The following is a 19,685-nucleotide window of genomic DNA, read 5'->3' as shown; positions in this document are numbered from 1 at the left end:
AATGAGATATAATTTTATTTCTTGGAATCCTTATCAGGGTTAAGAAGAATGGCATACACCTGAATTCCAAAGCCAATTAAAACCAAGGTAGGAGCAAGTCTAATACGTCTCCAACTAAAAACATCCGGATTCCAAACATTTGGATCATCACTACCGCCACCGGCCATTAAAACAAAGCCAATAACAATAAAAGCTAAGCCAATTAGCATGAACTTATAGTTTTTCTTTCCGAAGACAAATTCGGATTTTGAGCGCTCTTTACGTTTTTTTTCTCCCACCTTAGTTTTCAAATTCTGTAAAAATGATGTCATCACCCAAAGCCAACTGAGAAATATGCTCTGAGGTAACACCACCCATTACTTTTGCTAGGTGCAAAGTAACGGTTTTATTTAAAACTTTTGTCTTAAGAGAATCTAAATTTAAACCGCGTTCTAATCCGCGATTAATGTAATAGAAGTCTGTTCCATCATCATGAAATACAATATCATTACTACTTCCTTCTGAAATTTTAGAGATCTTCACGTCTATAACTGCACAATCTTCTGGTTTAGGATTTTGTATGATGCACGATTTAAAGAGAAGCACACAGCCCATAAGGAGTGATAACACGATAACCCCGTTTAGGATAACTTTTTTCATAATGGTTGGTTTGATATTACTAACGAATAATTTTAACCATTATTTTGTTGAGTTTTAATAGCAGTAAGCAGTAAGCAGTAAGCAGTGACCAGTATACAGTAGAAAGTGTGCAGTAACTAGTGTCCAGTAGGCTTTCAGCTAAAAGGCAAAGGACAACTCCTAAGTTTACGGCATAAAGCATAAAGCTTATAGCCTCTAATAATAAAGCTGATCTGTCTTCAAATTCAAGAAGCGTTGCGTGGCAATAAATGTACTGATCCACGTAATAATGATGCCTAATACAAATACACCAGCAAATAGACCAACGATCATTACGGTATTTCTTAGAAGTTCTAGTTCAGGGAAAGTACGGTCTAAATAATACAGAACAAAAGCCATTCCTATTAAGGCAACAACTGCCCCAATAATACCAAGTTGAACACTTTTCCATACAAATGGTCTTCTAATAAAACTCTTGGTGGCACCAACCATTTGCATGGTTTTAATAATAAAACGTTTAGAATAAACAGCTAATCTAATTGAACTGTTGATGAGTAAAACAGCAATTAATGTGAAAAGTCCGCTAATCATCAATACCCAAAAGCTGATCTTTTTAACGTTATCGTTCATTAGTTCTACGAGATCATTATCGTATCGTATTTCATCAATAAACGATTTAGTGGCTAATTGCTCTGAAATTTCACTGAGTTTTTGTGTCGTCACATAGTCGGCCTTCAAGTACACATCAATAGAATTCTGAAGCGGATTATAACCTACAAAATCCATAAAATCTTCACCTGTTTCGGCTTTCATTAGTTCGGCAGCTTCCTCTTTCGAGACATAAATTGCCTCTTTAGAATAGTCGGCCATGGCTAAACTTTTTTTCAGCTGATTCACTTCAACCTCCTTGGCAGTGTCGTTCAAATAGATGGTCATTACTACCTGTTCTTTAAAATGATCGGCTACTTTTTTCGAATTAATGACCAGTAATCCTAAACAACCCAGAAGAAATAAAACCAATGCAATACTGATTACAACAGAAATATAAGAAGAGATGAGTTTTCGTTTTTGATATTTGTCAAAAGATGAAGCCATGTAGAACGGATTAATGCTGTAAAAATAAAAAACAATTTAGTTATCTAGAGTATTACAACGTTTAGTTTTTAAATGTGTTGTAATACCACTAAATTTGCCCTTTTAATTCAGGTAAAAGTGAAAATCGATGCGAAGCATCGAGATTGTTGAAATTTAGAATATAGAAATCAAATCGTTTGAAATTTCGGAAGCCTTGGACGAAATTTAGATTTTATTTCTGGTTTTCAATCAAATAATTGAGATTGAAAAATTCCTTATTTCAACTTGACCTTTTTGATTCGTTTTTGTGTCAAGACAAAAATGAATAGATTTTAATCGAAGATAAATTCTATTGCAAATTTTAGCATGAGATACGACTTTAATACCATTGAAAGAAAATGGCAAAACATTTGGGCAGAACGTCAAACGTTCAAAGCTTCTAACAACAGTGATCAACCCAAGTATTATGTTTTAGATATGTTCCCTTATCCAAGTGGTGCCGGACTTCACGTGGGTCATCCACTCGGTTATATTGCCAGTGATATTTATGCACGTTACAAGCGTCATAAAGGCTTTAATGTATTACATCCACAAGGTTATGATAGTTTTGGTTTACCAGCCGAACAGTATGCTATTCAAACAGGTCAACATCCTGCGGTTACTACTGAAGCTAACATAAAAACCTATCGTCGTCAGTTAGATCAGATCGGTTTTTCGTTTGATTGGAGTCGTGAAGTGCGTACTTCAAATCCTGAATATTATAAATGGACACAATGGATATTCATTCAATTGTTCGAGTCTTGGTATAATTATGACTCTAATAAAGCCGAGCCGATTGAAACCTTAATCGACACCTTTCAAACTGAAGGAAATCAGAAGGTAAATGCTGCTTGCGATGACGATGTTGAACCATTTACTTCCGACACATGGAATAGTTTTTCAGACATCCAAAAACAAAATATTCTTTTAAAATATAGACTAACCTATTTAGCAGAAACTGAGGTAAACTGGTGTCCAGCACTCGGTACAGTATTAGCTAATGATGAAATCGTTAATGGTGTGTCTGAACGCGGTGGGCACCCAGTAATTCGTAAGAAAATGACCCAATGGAGTATGCGAATTTCAGCCTATGCTGAACGCTTGCTTCAAGGTTTAGAAACGATCGACTGGACAGACGCCTTGAAGGACATCCAAAGAAACTGGATTGGTAAATCTGTAGGAGCGTCAGTTACCTTTAATGTGAAAGATTACGATGCCAAAATCGATGTCTTTACAACAAGACCCGATACCATTTTTGGTGTGTCATTTATGACCTTAGCACCCGAGCACGAATTGGTTTCTAAAATCACTACAGAAGCTCAAAAAGCTGAGGTTGAAGCTTATGTTGAAGCTACAGCAAAACGCAGTGAGCGTGATAGAATGGCCGACGTGAAAACGATTTCAGGTGTGTTTACAGGCGCTTATGCCGAACATCCATTTACTAAAGAACCTATTCCGATCTGGATCGGTGATTATGTTTTAGCGAGCTATGGAACCGGAGCCGTAATGGCGGTGCCGTGTGGCGATCAGCGCGATTATGATTTTGCGAAGCATTTTGATATCCCAATTCCAAATATTTTTGATGGGATAGATATTTCAGAAGAAGCCTTTGCAGATAAGGACAAAACTATAATTGCCAACAGCGATTTTTTAGATGGTCTTAATTATAAAAAAGCAACCAAACGCGCGATCTATGAATTAGAACAAATCGGACAAGGAAAAGGTAAAACCAATTACCGTTTGCGCGATGCTGTTTTTTCACGTCAACGTTATTGGGGTGAACCATTCCCAGTATATTATGTGGATGGCATGCCACAGATGATCGCTGCTGAACATTTGCCACTTACACTTCCTGAGGTTGAAAAGTACCTTCCAACAGAAGAAGGGGAGCCACCATTAGGTAGAGCTGATGTTTGGGCTTGGGATGCCAAGCAAAACAAAGTGGTTAGCAATGACTTGATTGATAACGAATCGGTTTTCCCTCTAGAATTGAATACCATGCCGGGTTGGGCGGGAAGTTCTTGGTATTTCTTCCGATATATGGAAGATGCCAATCGCGATACCGTTTTTGCTAGCGAAGAAGCGCTCAATTATTGGGATAGTGTGGACCTTTATATTGGTGGTAGTGAGCATGCAACAGGGCATTTATTGTATTCACGTTTTTGGGTGAAGTTTTTACACGACCGCGGTTTTGTTGGCGTAGATGAACCTTTTAAAAAGTTGATCAATCAAGGTATGATCTTGGGGACGAGTGCTATTGCCTACAGAGTTTCTGGGACAAATCAATATGTGTCCTCGGGACTAAAGGATAACTATAATTTTGAAGAAATTAGGGTAGATGTTAATTTGGTTAATGCATCTAATGAGGTAGAAATAGAGACTCTTAAAAAATGGCAACCTCAATTCGAAAATGCTGAGTTCATTCTAGAAGATGGAAAATTTGTTGTGGGTAGAGAAGTTGAAAAAATGTCGAAGCGTTGGTTTAACGTCGTTAATCCCGACGATATCGTTGAAGATTATGGTGCCGACAGTCTAAGACTCTACGAAATGTTCCTCGGGCCATTAGAACAATACAAACCTTGGAATACTGCCGGAATTACGGGTGTGCACGGTTTCTTGAAAAAAATGTGGAAATTATATGTTGGTCAGGGTGCCTTGAATGTCAATGATGCCGAACCTACAAAAGACAATTTAAAAACACTTCATAAGACCATTAAAAAGGTTGAAGAAGACATTGAGAATTTTTCTTTCAATACATCAGTGTCAACCTTTATGATCGCTGTCAATGAACTTACAGCACAAAAATGTACAAGTAGAGAGATTTTAGAGCCATTGCTTATTTTGGTATCGCCTTACGCACCTCATATAGCTGAGGAACTATGGGAGCGATTGGGACATGATAGCTCAATTTCAACGGCGGCATTCCCTAAATTTGAAGAAAAACACTTGGTAGAAAGTTCAAAAAACTACCCAATCTCATTTAATGGGAAAATGCGTTTTACCCTAGAATTGCCTCTAGATATGAGCAAGGAAGAGATAGAAAAAACCGTACTAGCCTACGAAAAAACCCAAGAGCAATTGCAAGGGCGTACACCAAAGAAAGTAATTGTTGTACCTGGGAAAATTGTGAATATTGTTGGATAATCGCTATTGGCGCTAGTACACCTGATATTACTCACTGCAATTTTGTATTGAGAACCTAGGATTACAATAATATTTCTTGAGAGAATTTATATCTTGTAGTTGCCCGAGACAGTTTCAAAACAGACCAAATGATACTAAAGCTAAAACGATTAGATAAGTTTATTTTATTCTTCATTTTGGCTTTTGTTATAAGTTTCTCCTTAATTCAATTGTTTGAAACACGTTTCGATGAAAGTCTCTGGAAAGACAACCCACGTAAGCGCTACAAAATGGTCGACGATCTTATTGAGTCACAACTTCTGATGAACAAAACAAAGTCTGAAGTCCGTGCGATTTTAGGAATTCCACAATTTAGTTCAACCGAACCACAAGATATCTTAATTTACGGCATTGGTGAACCTCCAAGTTTTGTCGATTCAAAGCGAGAACATTTACTCCTCATTTTTGAGGATCAAAGAGTCATAAAAGTCACTTTAGCCTTCGATGATTAAGACCTGAAAAATCTTCAGTTTCCGTTTATCGAAACAATGCGAATTACGTCTATTGCTGTATTTCTTTGAAAATGAAGCATTTGTTGATGAATTCTTAAAATAAAAACTTCAAAATAATAATTCCACAAAAATGGTATTCAAATGAGTTTCAAATTTGGATAGCTGACATTTTTAATAGTATTTCATAGTGCTATTTATTAACTCAAAATCTATAACCATGAAATGCGCCTGTGTGAATTAATTCAAAATTTAATTCAGGCTATGGCGAATTCCATTCGACAGATTTGCTAAACAATTATCAAATGAAAATCGGAGTCCCAAAAGAAATCAAGAACAACGAAAACAGAGTAGGAATGACACCCGCAGGTGTATTCGAACTTATTAAAAACAATCACACTGTCTATGTACAGAAGACCGCAGGTTTAGGTAGCGGTTTTTTTGATGAAGATTACGAAAAAGTCGGAGCGACATTATTAGACACTATTGAAGAGGTTTATGCATCAGCAGATATGATCGTAAAGGTGAAGGAACCAATTGCTGTTGAATACGATCTTATAAAGCCGCATCATATTGTTTTTACCTATTTCCATTTTGCATCGAGCGAACCATTAACGCGTGCTATGTTAAATAGTAAAGCTGTATGTATTGCTTATGAAACCGTTGAAGATGAAGATGGCTTACTACCATTATTAACACCAATGTCTGAAGTTGCTGGTAGAATGGCCATTCAGCAAGGTGCAAAATACTTAGAAAAACCAATTAAGGGTAGAGGTGTTTTATTAGGTGGTGTACCTGGTGTACCTCCCGGAAAAGTATTGGTGCTAGGCGCTGGAACCGTTGGAATTCAGGCTGCTAAAATGGCGGCAGGTCTCGGAGCTCATGTGACGATCATGGATATTAATATGAAGCAATTACGCTATGTTAATGATGTTATGCCGAACCACGTGGTAACTGAATTTTCGAGCGAATTCAATATTAGAAATAGAATTAAAGATCACGATCTTATTGTTGGTGGCGTTTTGATTAAAGGTGCTAAAGCGCCAAAATTAATCACTAAAGATATGTTGAAAGAAATGCGACCTGGTACAGTAATCGTTGATGTCGCAGTAGATCAAGGTGGTTGTATAGAAACTACAAAAGCAACTACGCACGAAGATCCTACCTATATTATCGATGATGTAGTACATTACTGTGTAGCCAATATGCCTGGTGCTGTACCTTATACTTCGACTCTGGCCTTAACTAATGTTACCTTACCTTATGTGTTACGTTTAGCCAATCAAGGTTGGGAAGTGGCCTGTGCAAAGGACAAATCTCTAAGAAAAGGTTTGAATATTGTAAAAGGTAAAATTGTGTATGAAGAAATTGCACATGCCTTTAATTGGTCGGTTGATGCCATGGCTTAAACCTTAGGTTTTATTTATCTTTATGTCATAGACAAAAGTTTATGATATGTTGAAGTTATTTAAGTTTTTAGTAGTTCTCTGTGTAGTTTTCAGTAGCTATGGGCAGTCCGAAGATTCTCTAAATTTCCCAGATGATTTTCTGGGCAATTACAAAGGTGATTTGGTAATAAAAAATGCCAAGGGTTCACAAACCATTGGAATGGAATTTAATATTCAGGCTACAGATAGCTTAGGCTATTATCAGTATCAGTTGGTTTATATTGCTGATGGTAATCGCCAAGAACGCAATTACAATCTCATTGTTAAAGATGCTGACAAAGGACAATACCTAATTGACGAAAACAACGGTATAATTTTAGGAGCTAATTTTTTCGATAATACGTTGTATAGTGTTTTTGAAGTAGAAGGCAACCTTCTCACTACCATTGAGACATTCTATGAGGATCGCATGGAATTCAAAATCATATTTTCAAGTAAAAATGCTAAAACAGTTAACGAAAGTACCGAAGAAGTACCTGAAGTGACAGTTTATCCTGTAACGGTTGTTCAAAGTGCTATTCTCAAGAAAGAATAACTGACAAAATTTCTTAACTAAAATTTGGCGCATAATTTGCATCCCATTTAGTAATTTTACAATACAAAAATTGAAAAACTATGTTAGGATATTATATATTAATTGGGGCAATAGCTTTAGTGAGTTGGGCTGTAAGTAGCACCTTAAAGCGAAAGTTTGCACATTATTCAAAAGTTCAATTACGCAATGGATTAAGTGGAAGAGAAATTGCCGAGAAAATGTTATCTGATAATGGTATTTACGATGTTGAAGTGATTTCAACACCAGGTCAGTTAACAGATCATTATAACCCAAAAAATAAAACTGTAAATTTAAGTGAGGCTGTTTACAATCAACGTAATGCTGCAGCTGCTGCTGTTGCTGCGCACGAAGTTGGGCATGCCGTACAGCACGCCCAAGCTTATAGTTACTTACAAATGCGATCTCAGTTAGTGCCAATCGTAAGTGTCACTTCCGGAATGTCACAATGGGTTGTTATAGGAGGATTGATACTTGGTGCTGCTGCAGGAGTAGGCATTGGCTACTATGTTGCCATAGCCGGATTAGCCATGATGGGTTTTGCTACATTATTTAGCTTTATCACATTGCCTGTTGAGTATGATGCGAGTAATAGAGCATTGGCCTGGTTAAAGGCAAAAAATATGGTAACACCAGAAGAATACAAAGGATCTGAAGACGCCTTAAAATGGGCGGCTAGAACCTATCTGGTAGCTGCAATAGGTGCTTTAGCATCATTATTATATTGGGCTTTACAAGTATTTGGTGGTAGAGATTAATAATTTTGAAATAAAATATTAAGCCCTGAGAGATCAGGGCTTTTTTTATTGTAATTTTGGACAACTTATGACAACTCCTTGTGAATAAAAAGGGTATTATTTATATGCTTATTGCAGCGTTCGCTTTTGCCTGGATGAATTTGATGGCCAAGTACCTGCAAGATTTTCATCCTATGCAAGTTGTATTTTTCAGAGCCTTTGGGACCTTCGTATTTATTTTTCCTTATATGATCGTTAAGAAAATTCCAATCATCGGAAAAAATTATCGTTGGTTGAGCGTCAGAGGAGTTCTAAGTTTTGTGTCTTTGGCATTATTCTTTACAGTTGTACAACGGATCCCACTCGGTTCCGCAGTAGCTTTACGATATACGGCACCTATTTTCAGTGTAGTGTTGGCCTATTTTTTCTTGAAGGAAAAGGTGAAGTTTTGGCAATGGATAAGTCTTATCATTGCAGTAGTTGGGGCATTTATCATGAAAGGATTGGATCTTAGGATAGATACCTATAGCTTTATTCTTATCATGCTATCGGCGCTCTTGGTTGGGGCTGTTTTTGTAATTGTGAGGTATCTAGGTAATAAAGAACATTTTCTAACTATAATCAATTACTTCATGGTTTTTTCTATAGTTGGTAGCCTGTTTTTTCTTAATCATTGGCGCATGCCATTAGGTGACGAATGGATCTGGATAGGTCTTATTGGGACCCTAGGATTGGTAGGGCAAGTATTTTTCACCAAATCCTTCCAAATGGCAGAAACAAGTCTTGTAGCGCCTCTCAAATATATGGAATTAGTTTACGCCTTGATTTTTGGGTACGTCCTATTCGGAGAGACTTACAGCGTATGGTCAATTTTTGGGATGATATTAGTAGTTGTGGGTATGCTCCTCAATATTGCGGCGAAACGCCACTGAGCATTATTCAGATCTTGATTTGTCTATTAATTTGCTGTTGAAGTGAGATAAATGTTTCTGTTCTTGAAACTCCATTTATCCCTTGAATCTGCGTGTTAAGAAGATGCATTAAATGTTCGTTGTCTTTTGAAAGTATCTTTATGAAAATACTCCATTCGCCAGTGGTATAATGGCATTCAATAACTTCAGGAACGCGCTGTAATTGCTTTACGGCTTCGGGGTTACTCACTGCTTTATCCAAGTAAACTCCAACGAAGGCCATGGTTGTATAACCTAAAATTTTCGGATTAATAACAAATTTTGAACCTGCTAATAATCCTGATTTTTCAAGTTTTTTAAGTCGTTGATGTATCGCTGCACCCGATATGCCAACATTTCTAGCAATTTCTAAAACAGGCGTTCGGGCATCTGCCATTAAAGCTCTAAGTATCTTTTTATCAATGCCATCTATATAGATGCCTTTATCATTAACCTTCACAGAAATATTCTTTTAATATGAAAGTTAAATATATAAAATGTATTATAAATTTTAAAGATTGAGAGGATTATAGCCTAAATATGGTACTTTTTTCTCATTAAATTTTACACCATAAGTTTCCAACTCCTCAAGAATTGGTGTGTAAACTTCCTTTGAAATAGGAATTTGAACTCCAGGCGTTTTTATTTTACCGTTCAAGATATCTAGGGTTGCCATAGCAACAGGTAAACCTACTGTTTTTGCCATGGCAGTGTATGTTTGATCCTCGCCAACAACAACCATCGTTGCGTCGATCTGACGCTTTTCGCCCTCAATTTCATAGCCAAATTTATGATACATAACGATCATATCTTTGTCTTCCTTATCGAGCGTCCAACTATCCATTAATATCTTCTGAAGTATTTCGGCTGGTGTTGCTTTATCCAAGCCCACCATTTTATCATGATTAAACAGGTCTAATTCTAAGAACTTATCCCATACGATGTCATCCTGATCAATTTTTAGGGCATGTCTAAATTTCAATTCGACCGAATCAGTTGGACTATACGGCAAAAATGCGTTTACAAAATCGCGATAGCTCATATTGGCACTATCGTCGATAGTGTAGCTATCGTCAGTCATCCCTAACTGAACAAAAACATTCCATGCACGACTAAAGCCGACGCGTCTCATGGTACCTCGATAAAGTGTTTTAGCATGGTCTAATCCATAAACATGCTGGTATTTTAATGAGTCTCGGTTCGCATAACCTTCAAAACGGCCATAACCTTCAATATCTAAGAATTCTGTACGTCTGAATAAGCGCCCATAAGGAATGTATTTAAATTGATTTTCCTGAAGAAATTTTGCAGCGCCACCTTGCCCAGCAAGTACAACATTTCTGGGATTCCAGGTGAATTTATAGTTCCAAAGGTTATCATCACTTTCTGGTGCTACAAGTCCACCAGTAAAGGTTTCAAACATGATCATTTTTCCGCCATGATCTCTAATGCGATCAATAACCTGCATGGCACTCATATGATCAATTCCGGGATCAACTCCGATTTCATTCATAAAAACCAGGTTATTAGCCTTCACTTCAGCATCTAAGGCTTCAATCTTCTTACTCACATAAGATGCTGTTACCATATGTTTTTTGTGTTTCACGCAGTCTTTAGCAACTTCAATATGAAAACGAGCTGGCAACATTGACACCACTATATCTGAATTCTGAATTGCTTCAGTCCTAGACTCTGCCTTAAAAACATCCAGATGAATTATATTGACATTAGTGTGCTCGCCAACAAGTTTTTTGGCATTTTCAACATCAATATCACCAATCGTAATTTGAAGGTTTTCAGATTCAGATTTATCCAGCAAATACTTTATGAGATAAGACGATGACTTTCCTGCACCAATTATTAAAATCTTTCGCATAGTGGCTTTATATGACTAATTTTGTAAGCACGAATGTAATAAATACAAGAAGTAAAATAATCATAAAGACAACTTTACTTATGAACAAAAAACTATTGATCACAGGGACAATTTTAGGGATTCTAGGAATTATTTTAGGAGCCTTTGCGGCGCATGGTCTAGAAAAACTGATAGAGGCCGATGCCATAGAATCTTTTGAGACTGGTGTTCGATATCAATTATATCATGCCTTTTTACTTTTAATTATTGGAAGCACATCATTTTTAGACCTAAAGTTTAAGAAATGGTTATTTTATTTGGTGATCATTGGGTTGATCTGCTTTTCTGGCTCTATTTATGGTTTAGCTACCAATGAGCTTACAGAATTCAATTTCAAGCGCATTGCCATGATTACTCCAATTGGTGGTTTGGTCTTAATAATTGGCTGGGTCGTGATGTTAATCGGTATAATAAGAAATAAGGTCGATTAATAGTTTTTAGCCATGCGGTTTTAAAATAAAATCATAATTTTGCGTCTTTAAACAACACAAAAATTATGGATAACCATACCCCTTCAACGAAAACGATTTCGTTAGAAAAATATGGCATCAAAAATGCTCAAATTCACTATCAACTAGAACCTAAACAACTTCAGGCTATAACTGTCGAGAAAGGAATGGGTAAAGAGACCTCAAACGGAACTTTGGCTATCAATACCGGAAAGTTCACTGGGCGTTCTCCTGAAGACCGTTTTTTGGTAAAAGACGATTATACTAAAGATCGTATTTGGTGGGGCAAATCTAACAAACCAATCTCTCCTGAAAATTTTGATTTCCTTCAAGGCGAAATTGAAGCATATCTAAGCGGTAAAGAAGTATTTGTAAGAGATGGTTATGTATGTGCTGATCCGAATTATAAAATGAACGTAAGAACAGTCACCCAATATCCGTGGTCTAATATGTTCATCTATAATATGTTCTTAAGACCTTCCGAAGAGGAATTAAATAATTTTGAAGAAGAATGGTTAGTACTTTGTGCACCGGGTTATGAATGCCCAAATCCTGAAGAACACGGTTTAAGACAAGGGAATTTTTCTATCCTAAATTTCACAAAGAAAATTGCTTTAGTTGCTGGTTCGGCCTATACAGGTGAAATGAAAAAAGGAATTTTTACAGCCTTGAATTTTATTCTTCCTGTTGAAAAGAACGTATTGCCAATGCATTGCTCAGCAAATGTGGGTGAAAATGGTGAAACGGCTATTTTCTTCGGATTATCAGGCACTGGAAAAACTACTTTATCTACAGATCCAGATCGTCAGTTAATCGGTGATGACGAACACGGTTGGACTGCAGAGAATACCATCTTTAATTTTGAAGGTGGTTGTTATGCTAAGGTGATTGATCTTTCAGAAGAAAAAGAACCAGATATTTATAGAGCCATTAAGCCAGGCGCAATTCTTGAAAACGTTATTTTTAAGGATAACGGCGACGTTGATTATTTTGATAGTTCGATAACCCAAAATACAAGGGTGAGTTATCCGATATATCATATCGACAATATTAAAACACCATCATTTGCATCTAATCCTAAGAATATTTTCTTCTTAACTGCAGATGCATTTGGAGTGTTACCTCCAATTTCCAAATTAACACCAGCACAAGCTGCGTATCACTTCATTTCAGGATATACGGCAAAAGTAGCTGGTACCGAAGCAGGTGTTGTTGAACCACAACCTTCATTCTCAGCGTGCTTCGGAGCACCGTTTATGCCGTTGCATCCAGGAGAGTACGCCGATATGTTGAGTAAGAAGATGAAAGACGCAGGTGTTAATGTTTGGTTAGTGAATACAGGTTGGACTGGCGGTCCTTATGGTGTCGGTACACGTATGAAATTAAAGTATACACGAGCTATGATCACAGCGGCATTAACAGGTCAGTTAGGTAACTATACGTACGAGGATTACCATATTCACTCCGTATTTGGAGTGGCTCAGCCAAGAACGTGCCCAGGTGTACCAACTGAAGTATTGAGTCCAAGGACGACCTGGAATGATGACAAGGCTTACTATGATATGGCCTTTAAATTATCTAATGCTTTCAGAGAGAATTTCAAACAGTTTGAATCTGGTGCTTCAGAAGAAGTTAGACGCGGTGGTCCACAGCGTTATGGGTATTAGTATTCAAAACGTTATAAGTAATAAAAAAGCGATTCAGAATTTGAATCGCTTTTTTTATTTCAAAATGTAATTTTTTTACTTGCCTTTGTTTACAGAATCGATATACTTCTGTAAAGCCATGGTCATAGATGGTGTCTCAGGAGTTGGTGCAGCAATATCTACGCGCAATCCTTTTTCCTTTACAGCTTTAACAGTTGTATTTCCGAAGACTGCAATACGTGTATCGTTCTGCTTGAAATCTGGGAAATTGTGGAATAATGATTCTATTCCAGAAGGGCTAAAGAACACTAAAATGTCATAATAAACATCAGCTAAATCAGAAAGGTCACTAATGACAGTTTTGTAAAATGTAGCTTGTTTCCAGTTAACACCTAAGTTATCTAACGTTTCTGGGATAATTGGCTTCACCTTATCAGTAGTTGGTAACAAGAATGTTTCGTCCTTGTATTTTTTGATCAGTGGGGTAAGATCGGCAAATGTACGTTTACCTACATATATTTTACGCTTTCTGTAAACCACATACTTCTGTAAATAATACGCTACAGCTTCAGATTGACAGAAATACTTCATGGTGTCTGGCACTTTAAAGCGCATTTCGTCTGCAACTCTAAAGAAATGATCCACAGAATTTCTACTTGTTAATATGATAGCAGTGAACTTACTAAGATCTATTTTTTGTTGTCTGATCTCTTTCGCTGATACTCCCTCTACATGAATGAAAGGTCTGAAGTCAACTTTGACTTTTTGCTTTTCCTGTAAGTCAAAGTATGGAGAGTTCTCTATTTTAGGCTCTGGCTGTGATACTAAAATCGTTTTCACTTTCATAAGTAAACCTCTTTGTTTTAAGCGTTATACTCCATAATCACCTTATATAAAAGCACATAAGGTGCGATTTCGAGAGCGCAAAGATACAACAAAAAATAGAATAAATTTGGATTTATTGTTTTTTGATAGTTTTTGAAAGAAGTAGCAAAGCCAATGAGATTTATTAATAATATCAGCGAAAATGATGCTATAATGATAATTTTCGCATAATCAGAAGTATATAAAAGAAAAAGATTAGCAACTAAGAATACAAAACCAGAATAGTTTAAAAAGGTAATTTTCTGAAATAAATAACCATCAACGATGGCATCTATATTAAAAAGGCTACCAATAAGGCGCTCTAATAAGGTTTTAATGAGTACCACTACAGCAACAGCAAAAAATAATTTTAGAAAAAAGATTAAATTAAATTCTAAAGGTGCAACGAAAGTAGAATAACTAAAATGGATAAAAATACTCGCTGAAAAAGCGAGATTTAAAAACAGAAAACCATCAAATGGATCGATAAATTTTTGGTCTTTGCTGTATATCTTTAAATATTTAGAATTGCCAATAACCCACAAAAAGTCATTAAACCTTAAGCTGTTTAAATATTTAGCCACAGTTATGGCAACCAATCCAAGGATTGTAAATATTGTAAACCACTCGTGAGTTATAAAATTCCGCATATATGCTAAAGTATAAAGAAATTAAAGCGGAACATAATTAAAATCTTAATAATCTTATAACAGTTTTTAATGCATTAAAAACTTTACATTTGCTGGAAATTCAATTGGCAACTGAAACGTTTGCACTAAAAGTATTTAAATGTCTGACGCACTGGTTATCATTCCTACATTCAATGAGATTGAAAATATCGAGGCAATCGTTAGAGCCGTTTTTTCTCAGGGCAAGCCTTTTCATGTTTTGGTTGTAGATGATAATTCACCAGACGGAACAGCCGAAACTGTAAAAGCCTTACAAAGTGAATTTTCAGAGCAATTATTTCTTCTAGAACGCAGTAAGAAAGACGGCTTAGGAATGGCATATATTGCTGGTTTTAAGTGGGCTTTAGAGCGGTCGTACCAGTATATTTTTGAAATGGATGCCGATTTTTCACATAATCCGGATGATTTGGTCGTATTACATGATGCCTGTTCTGAAGGGGGCGCTGACTTAGCTGTAGGCTCGCGCTATGTTAAGGGGATTACTGTGGTGAATTGGCCATTATTTAGGATTTTGCTATCCTATGGTGCATCGCGATATGTGCGTTTTATTACCGGCATGAAAGTGAAAGATTCAACAGCTGGTTTTATCTGTTACAAAAGAACTGTTTTAGAAGCCATCGACTTAAATAAAGTGAAGTTTATTGGCTATGCTTTTCAAATTGAAATGAAATTTAAAGCCTATAAAAAAGGATTTCAAATTGTAGAAATTCCAGTTATTTTTAAGGACCGAATAAAAGGAAAATCAAAAATGAGCGGCAGTATTATTTCTGAAGCTATTTTTGGAGTTATAAGTTTAAAATTAAAAAGCTTGTTTACCAAGTCTTAAAGTTATGAAAGGACATACCCTCATTAAAAACGCCAAGATCGTTAACGAAGGAAAAATTGTTGAAGGCGATATATTAATTGGTGATGATATCATAATAGAAATAGATTCCTCTATCAGTGTTAAATCTGCAGACATGACGGTTATCGATGCTGAAGGCAATTACGTTTTACCGGGCATGATCGATGATCAGGTGCACTTTAGAGAACCTGGACTTACACATAAAGCCAATATTGAAACCGAATCTAAAGCGGCTTTGGCTGGTGGTATTACCTCATTTATTGAAATGCCAAATACCAACCCCCAAACCACAACAGTAGAAAAGTTAGAAGAAAAATTTGAAATCGCTGCAAAATCATCTCATGCCAATTATTCGTTCATGTTTGGTGGAACAAATGATAACTTAGATGAGATTCTTAAAGTGGATTCAAAGACCGTAGCCGGACTCAAATTATTCTTAGGATCTTCAACAGGAAATATGCTAGTTGATGATCCGGCAGTACTCGAAAAAATCTTTTCAAGTACAAACATGGTCATCTCTGTGCATTGCGAGGACGAAGGCACTATTAGAGAAAACATGGCTAAGTATAAAGCGGAATATGGCGATGATATTCCTATGGAGTTACACCCCATTATTCGCAGCGAAGAAGCTTGCTACTTATCATCTTCAAGAGCCATTGAATTAGCAAAAAAGACCGGAGCACGTTTACATGTTTTTCATCTTTCAACAGGAAAAGAAACGCATTTGTTCACTAATAAGATTCCACTCGAAGAGAAGAAAATCACTTCCGAAGTATGTATTCATCATTTATGGTTTTCAGATGAAGACTACAAGAAAAAAGGCAGCCACATCAAATGGAATCCTGCGGTGAAGACGGCCAAAGATAGAGATGAACTTTTGAAGGCATTACTAGATGACCGCATTGATGTTATTGCTACGGACCACGCACCGCATACTCTAGAAGAAAAGAGTAATCCATATACTAGCGCACCTTCTGGTGGTCCTTTGGTGCAGCATGCGTTGGTAGCTTTACTGGAAATGCATCACCAAGGGAAGATTTCAATTGAAAAAATTGTAGAAAAAGCATGTCATAATCCGGCTAAACTTTTCGATGTGGAGAAGCGAGGTTATGTAAAGGAAGGCTATTATGCAGATTTAGTTATTGTAGATCTAAATAGTCCTTGGACGGTGAATAAAGACAATATTTTATACAAATGCGGATGGTCGCCGTTTGAAGGCAATACATTCAAAAGCCGAATCACTCACACCTTACTTAATGGGCAGTTGGTATATAACAATTTCAAGGTACTAGACGTTAAAGCAGGACGAAGACTAACTTTTAATAGATAATGAAAAGTCGTTATTACATATTTTTAGGATTACTTTTTGCGCTTCTGGCCTGCCAGAATGAAAGCAAACCGCAAAAACCTGATAATCTCATTCCACGAGACAAAATGGAGGAGATCATCTATGATATGTATGTACTCAATTCTGCAAAGGGGATCAATAAAAAAATACTTGAAAGAAATAACGTGATTCCTGAGACTTATATTCTAAGCAGACATGATATCGATAGCTTGCAATTTGCTGAGAGCAACGATTATTATACTTTCGATTCTGAAGAATATAAAAAAATGATCGAGAGTATTAAAGCAAGGTTGCAAAAGGAGAAAGTAGAGTTTGAAGAATTACAGAAAAAAGAAGGACAAGCTGCCAAGCGTCGAAGAGACTCTATAAATAGAGCCAATATGGAAAGAAGACGCGATACAATGAAAATTCCGAAGGACTTACCAGAAATAGACTAGTCTTTAGCTTGAAGGTCTTTCAAGTATAATTCGCAGACCTCTTTAATAGATTGATCAATTGATTTAAACTCAAAGTCTAAAGCATTTTTTAATTTAGAATTATCATATTTTGTAATGCTCACAAAAGACTTTGCGGATTGTTTAGACAGTGTTCGTCTGGTTTTAAATAATTTGTGCTTTAACCAATCTAGACGCCAGCCAATACTGAGTAACCAGGGCTTAGCTTCCTTCTTCGCTGGTGTAACATGCAATGCCTTAGCTACTTTATTTTGAAAATCTTTAAAAACGAGATTTTCTGAAGTGAGAATAAAACGTTGGTTCTTTATGTCACTATTCATAAGTTGAACCATTGCATTTACGACATCAAATACATCCACATAACCCACCACGCCCGTGACATAATAACGCATGCCCTTGTAGATCTGATGGAATAGATTTCCACTGCTGCCGCCTCTCCAGTAACCAGCTCCAAGAATCACACCCGGATTAACAACAACAGCATCAACACCTTCTTGTGTGCCACGCCATACTTCAAGTTCTGCACCATATTTAGTAATGGCATATACACTATTATCGGCCTCTGGGTTCCAACTTGTATTTTCTGTTATGAGTTCTTCTGGATTTTCAGTATGTCCTATGGCAGCAATAGAACTGACATAACATAATTTCTTAATAGAATGATGAATACACAGATTAACAATGTTGGCTGTTCCTTCAATATTTATTTTTCTAAGGAGATAGTATTTATCGGGTTCAAACGAAACAAAAGCTGCACAATGATAAACATGCGTAATATCTTTAAAAGCACTTTGAAGTTTCGGAATATCATTGATATCTGCTTCAACCCAATCTATAGAATTGAACAGCGATTCGGCATTATCTGAAAAATATGAAAACACATGCGCAATACGCTTTAAGGTTTTTTCACGTCGGTATGTTGCACGTACCTTCTCACCGGCACTAACCAGCTGAAACAACAAATGAGAACCTACTAATCCTGTGCCTCCTGTTACTAATATCATTATGTAAAGGTTAAAATAATTGAATTAAGCCCGAGTAAAATTACGTTAAAATTGTCTTTTGTCTTTTAATGCGGAAACATATCTTTGTTGGCATCTAATTTCACATCGTTTACAATGAAAAAGAATTTTGTTGAAGAGTTACAATGGCGAGGCATGTTACATCAAAGTATGCCAGGAGTTGAGGAGCATTTGTCTGAAGCTATGCGTAGTGCTTATGTAGGTTTTGATCCTACCGCAGACTCCTTACATATTGGTAATTTAGTACCTATTATGCTGTTGGCACATTATCAACGTTGTGGACATAAACCAGTAGCCTTAGTAGGTGGAGCAACAGGAATGATCGGTGATCCTTCAGGGCGATCTAGCGAACGTAATTTACTGGATGAAGCTACCTTAAGACATAATCAAGAAGCGATTAAAAATCAGTTATCCCATTTTTTAGATTTCGAAAGTAATGACGCCAATGCCGCGGTTTTAGTAAATAACTATGATTGGATGAAGGAATTCTCTTTTTTAGAGTTTATTAGAGATGTCGGTAAGCACATTACTGTGAATTACATGATGGCTAAAGATTCTGTAAAAAATAGAATTGCTGGCGAAACTATTAACGAAGGGATGAGTTTTACGGAGTTTACTTATCAGTTAGTTCAAGGCTACGACTTTCTGCATTTGTATAACGCTAATGATTGTACAATACAGATGGGCGGAAGTGATCAATGGGGAAATATTACAACAGGAACAGAATTAATACGACGTATAGGAAATGGAAAAGGGTTTGCAATTACTTGTCCATTAATTACTAAAAGTGATGGCTCTAAATTTGGTAAGTCTGAAGGCGGTAACGTTTGGCTTGATGCTAAAAGAACATCACCGTATAAATTCTATCAATATTGGCTGAATTCTAGTGATGAAGATGCTGAGAAATATATAAAGATCTTTACTTTTTTGAAGGAAGATGAGATCAATGCTATCGTTGCACAGCACGCCGAAGCACCGCATTTAAGGGTACTTCAAAAGCGATTAGCAGAAGAGATCACTACCATGGTACATTCGAGAGCCGATTTTGAAAACGCTGAGAAAGCTTCAAACATACTGTTCAGTAAATCATTTAAGGAAGACATTCAGACTTTAGACGAATCTACATTCTTAGATGTTTTTGAAGGTGTTCCGCAATTTCATATTTCTAGATCAGAATTTGATGAAGGATTAGATATGATTGGTGCATTAGCTGCAAAAACAGGGTTTTTAAATTCAAACGGTGAAGCCCGAAGAGCGCTTAAGGAAAACTCTGTTTCGGTTAATAAAGAAAAAGTAAAAGAAGATTACAATATAACTTCTGAAGACCTTATAAACGACCAATATATTATTCTCAACAAGGGACGAAAGAATACATATATCATTAAAGTACTTTAAAAAAACA

The 19,685-nt window shown here is 36.5% G+C and carries 20 protein-coding genes; 12 read left to right on the top strand and 8 right to left on the bottom strand.

The features are described 5' to 3' along the window. Positions 1 to 14: 14 nt before the first annotated feature. The 3 genes from DDY94_RS02050 to DDY94_RS02040 all read right to left on the bottom strand — a co-directional run bounded on the left by DDY94_RS02050 (position 15) and on the right by DDY94_RS02040 (position 1,713). Entirely contained in the window at positions 15 to 278 is a 264-nt protein-coding gene (locus tag DDY94_RS02050) for a DUF3098 domain-containing protein (RefSeq protein ID WP_111682510.1), read from the bottom strand. 1 nt (position 279) lies between these two features. After that, a complete protein-coding gene (locus tag DDY94_RS02045; RefSeq protein WP_111682356.1) occupies positions 280 to 639 on the bottom strand; it encodes a hypothetical protein in 360 nt (119 codons plus the stop codon). Positions 640 to 834: 195 nt separating this feature from the next. After that, positions 835 to 1,713 carry a cell division protein FtsX gene (locus DDY94_RS02040; RefSeq protein WP_111682355.1) on the bottom strand — a complete coding sequence of 293 codons (879 nt, stop codon included), beginning with the start codon at positions 1,711 to 1,713 and terminating at the stop codon, positions 835 to 837. A 345-nt stretch (positions 1,714 to 2,058) separates the two neighbouring features. On the opposite strand from DDY94_RS02040, the gene leuS reads away from it, so the two are divergent. The 6 genes from leuS (at position 2,059) to DDY94_RS02010 (ending at position 9,033) form a co-directional block, all read left to right on the top strand. Then, positions 2,059 to 4,875 (top strand): leucine--tRNA ligase, encoded by a 2,817-nt coding sequence (gene leuS / locus DDY94_RS02035; protein WP_111682354.1) that lies wholly within the window; start codon positions 2,059 to 2,061, stop codon positions 4,873 to 4,875. A 128-nt stretch (positions 4,876 to 5,003) separates the two neighbouring features. Next, entirely contained in the window at positions 5,004 to 5,366 is a 363-nt protein-coding gene (locus DDY94_RS02030; protein WP_111682353.1) for a hypothetical protein, read from the top strand. A 302-nt stretch (positions 5,367 to 5,668) separates the two neighbouring features. Next, complete coding sequence (gene ald / locus DDY94_RS02025) at positions 5,669 to 6,772, top strand: alanine dehydrogenase (protein ID WP_111682352.1); 1,104 nt, start codon at positions 5,669 to 5,671, stop codon at positions 6,770 to 6,772. Positions 6,773 to 6,818: 46 nt separating this feature from the next. Further along, complete coding sequence (locus tag DDY94_RS02020; RefSeq protein ID WP_111682351.1) at positions 6,819 to 7,346, top strand: hypothetical protein; 528 nt, start codon at positions 6,819 to 6,821, stop codon at positions 7,344 to 7,346. An 80-nt stretch (positions 7,347 to 7,426) separates the two neighbouring features. Then, entirely contained in the window at positions 7,427 to 8,122 is a 696-nt protein-coding gene (locus tag DDY94_RS02015; RefSeq protein WP_111682350.1) for a zinc metallopeptidase, read from the top strand. An 80-nt stretch (positions 8,123 to 8,202) separates the two neighbouring features. Beyond that, positions 8,203 to 9,033: a DMT family transporter gene (locus tag DDY94_RS02010; RefSeq protein ID WP_262627046.1), complete on the top strand. Its 831-nt coding sequence runs from the start codon at positions 8,203 to 8,205 to the stop codon at positions 9,031 to 9,033. 7 nt (positions 9,034 to 9,040) lie between these two features. Here DDY94_RS02010 and DDY94_RS02005 read toward each other — a convergent pair whose 3' ends face one another. Together DDY94_RS02005 and DDY94_RS02000 are read right to left on the bottom strand one after the other, a co-directional pair. After that, entirely contained in the window at positions 9,041 to 9,511 is a 471-nt protein-coding gene (locus DDY94_RS02005) for an Lrp/AsnC ligand binding domain-containing protein (protein WP_111682349.1), read from the bottom strand. 51 nt (positions 9,512 to 9,562) lie between these two features. Further along, positions 9,563 to 10,927 (bottom strand): saccharopine dehydrogenase family protein, encoded by a 1,365-nt coding sequence (locus DDY94_RS02000; protein ID WP_111682348.1) that lies wholly within the window; start codon positions 10,925 to 10,927, stop codon positions 9,563 to 9,565. A gap of 80 nt (positions 10,928 to 11,007) precedes the next feature. On the opposite strand from DDY94_RS02000, the gene DDY94_RS01995 reads away from it, so the two are divergent. Both DDY94_RS01995 and pckA read left to right on the top strand, forming a co-directional pair. Further along, entirely contained in the window at positions 11,008 to 11,397 is a 390-nt protein-coding gene (locus DDY94_RS01995) for a DUF423 domain-containing protein (RefSeq protein ID WP_111682347.1), read from the top strand. Between the two features lie 65 nt (positions 11,398 to 11,462). Continuing rightward, positions 11,463 to 13,082: a phosphoenolpyruvate carboxykinase (ATP) gene (gene pckA / locus DDY94_RS01990; RefSeq protein ID WP_111682346.1), complete on the top strand. Its 1,620-nt coding sequence runs from the start codon at positions 11,463 to 11,465 to the stop codon at positions 13,080 to 13,082. Between the two features lie 75 nt (positions 13,083 to 13,157). Here the strand turns inward: pckA and DDY94_RS01985 are convergent, their stop codons facing one another. Beyond that, complete coding sequence (locus DDY94_RS01985; protein ID WP_111682345.1) at positions 13,158 to 13,907, bottom strand: uroporphyrinogen-III synthase; 750 nt, start codon at positions 13,905 to 13,907, stop codon at positions 13,158 to 13,160. Positions 13,908 to 13,924: 17 nt separating this feature from the next. Beyond that, positions 13,925 to 14,575 (bottom strand): DUF4271 domain-containing protein, encoded by a 651-nt coding sequence (locus DDY94_RS01980; protein ID WP_111682344.1) that lies wholly within the window; start codon positions 14,573 to 14,575, stop codon positions 13,925 to 13,927. Between the two features lie 139 nt (positions 14,576 to 14,714). Here DDY94_RS01980 and DDY94_RS01975 point away from each other — a divergent pair, with 139 nt between their 5' ends. From DDY94_RS01975 to DDY94_RS01965, 3 genes are read left to right on the top strand one after another with little or no spacing between them, the layout of a single operon-like run. After that, positions 14,715 to 15,440, top strand: coding sequence for a polyprenol monophosphomannose synthase (locus DDY94_RS01975; protein ID WP_111682343.1), 726 nt, complete (start codon positions 14,715 to 14,717; stop codon positions 15,438 to 15,440). A 4-nt stretch (positions 15,441 to 15,444) separates the two neighbouring features. Next, positions 15,445 to 16,788, top strand: a complete 1,344-nt coding sequence (locus DDY94_RS01970) for a dihydroorotase (RefSeq protein ID WP_111682342.1) — start codon at positions 15,445 to 15,447, stop codon at positions 16,786 to 16,788. Next, positions 16,788 to 17,243, top strand: a complete 456-nt coding sequence (locus tag DDY94_RS01965) for a DUF4296 domain-containing protein (protein ID WP_111682341.1) — start codon at positions 16,788 to 16,790, stop codon at positions 17,241 to 17,243. The genes DDY94_RS01970 and DDY94_RS01965 overlap by 1 nt, the downstream gene beginning before the upstream one ends. Here the strand turns inward: DDY94_RS01965 and DDY94_RS01960 are convergent. Then, complete coding sequence (locus tag DDY94_RS01960) at positions 17,240 to 18,265, bottom strand: NAD-dependent epimerase/dehydratase family protein (protein ID WP_111682340.1); 1,026 nt, start codon at positions 18,263 to 18,265, stop codon at positions 17,240 to 17,242. The two genes, DDY94_RS01965 and DDY94_RS01960, sit on opposite strands and share 4 nt — an antisense overlap. Before the next feature lie 114 nt (positions 18,266 to 18,379). On the opposite strand from DDY94_RS01960, the gene tyrS reads away from it, so the two are divergent. After that, a complete protein-coding gene (gene tyrS, locus DDY94_RS01955; RefSeq protein WP_111682339.1) occupies positions 18,380 to 19,678 on the top strand; it encodes a tyrosine--tRNA ligase in 1,299 nt (432 codons plus the stop codon). The last annotated feature ends 7 nt before the right edge of the window (positions 19,679 to 19,685 follow it).

The sequence above is a fragment of the Winogradskyella tangerina genome (assembly GCF_003260205.1).
Taxonomy (GTDB): Bacteria; Bacteroidota; Bacteroidia; order Flavobacteriales; family Flavobacteriaceae; genus Winogradskyella; species Winogradskyella tangerina.
Note: the sequence above shows the minus strand (reverse complement) of the source record. Positions and strands in the feature narration are given on the sequence as shown.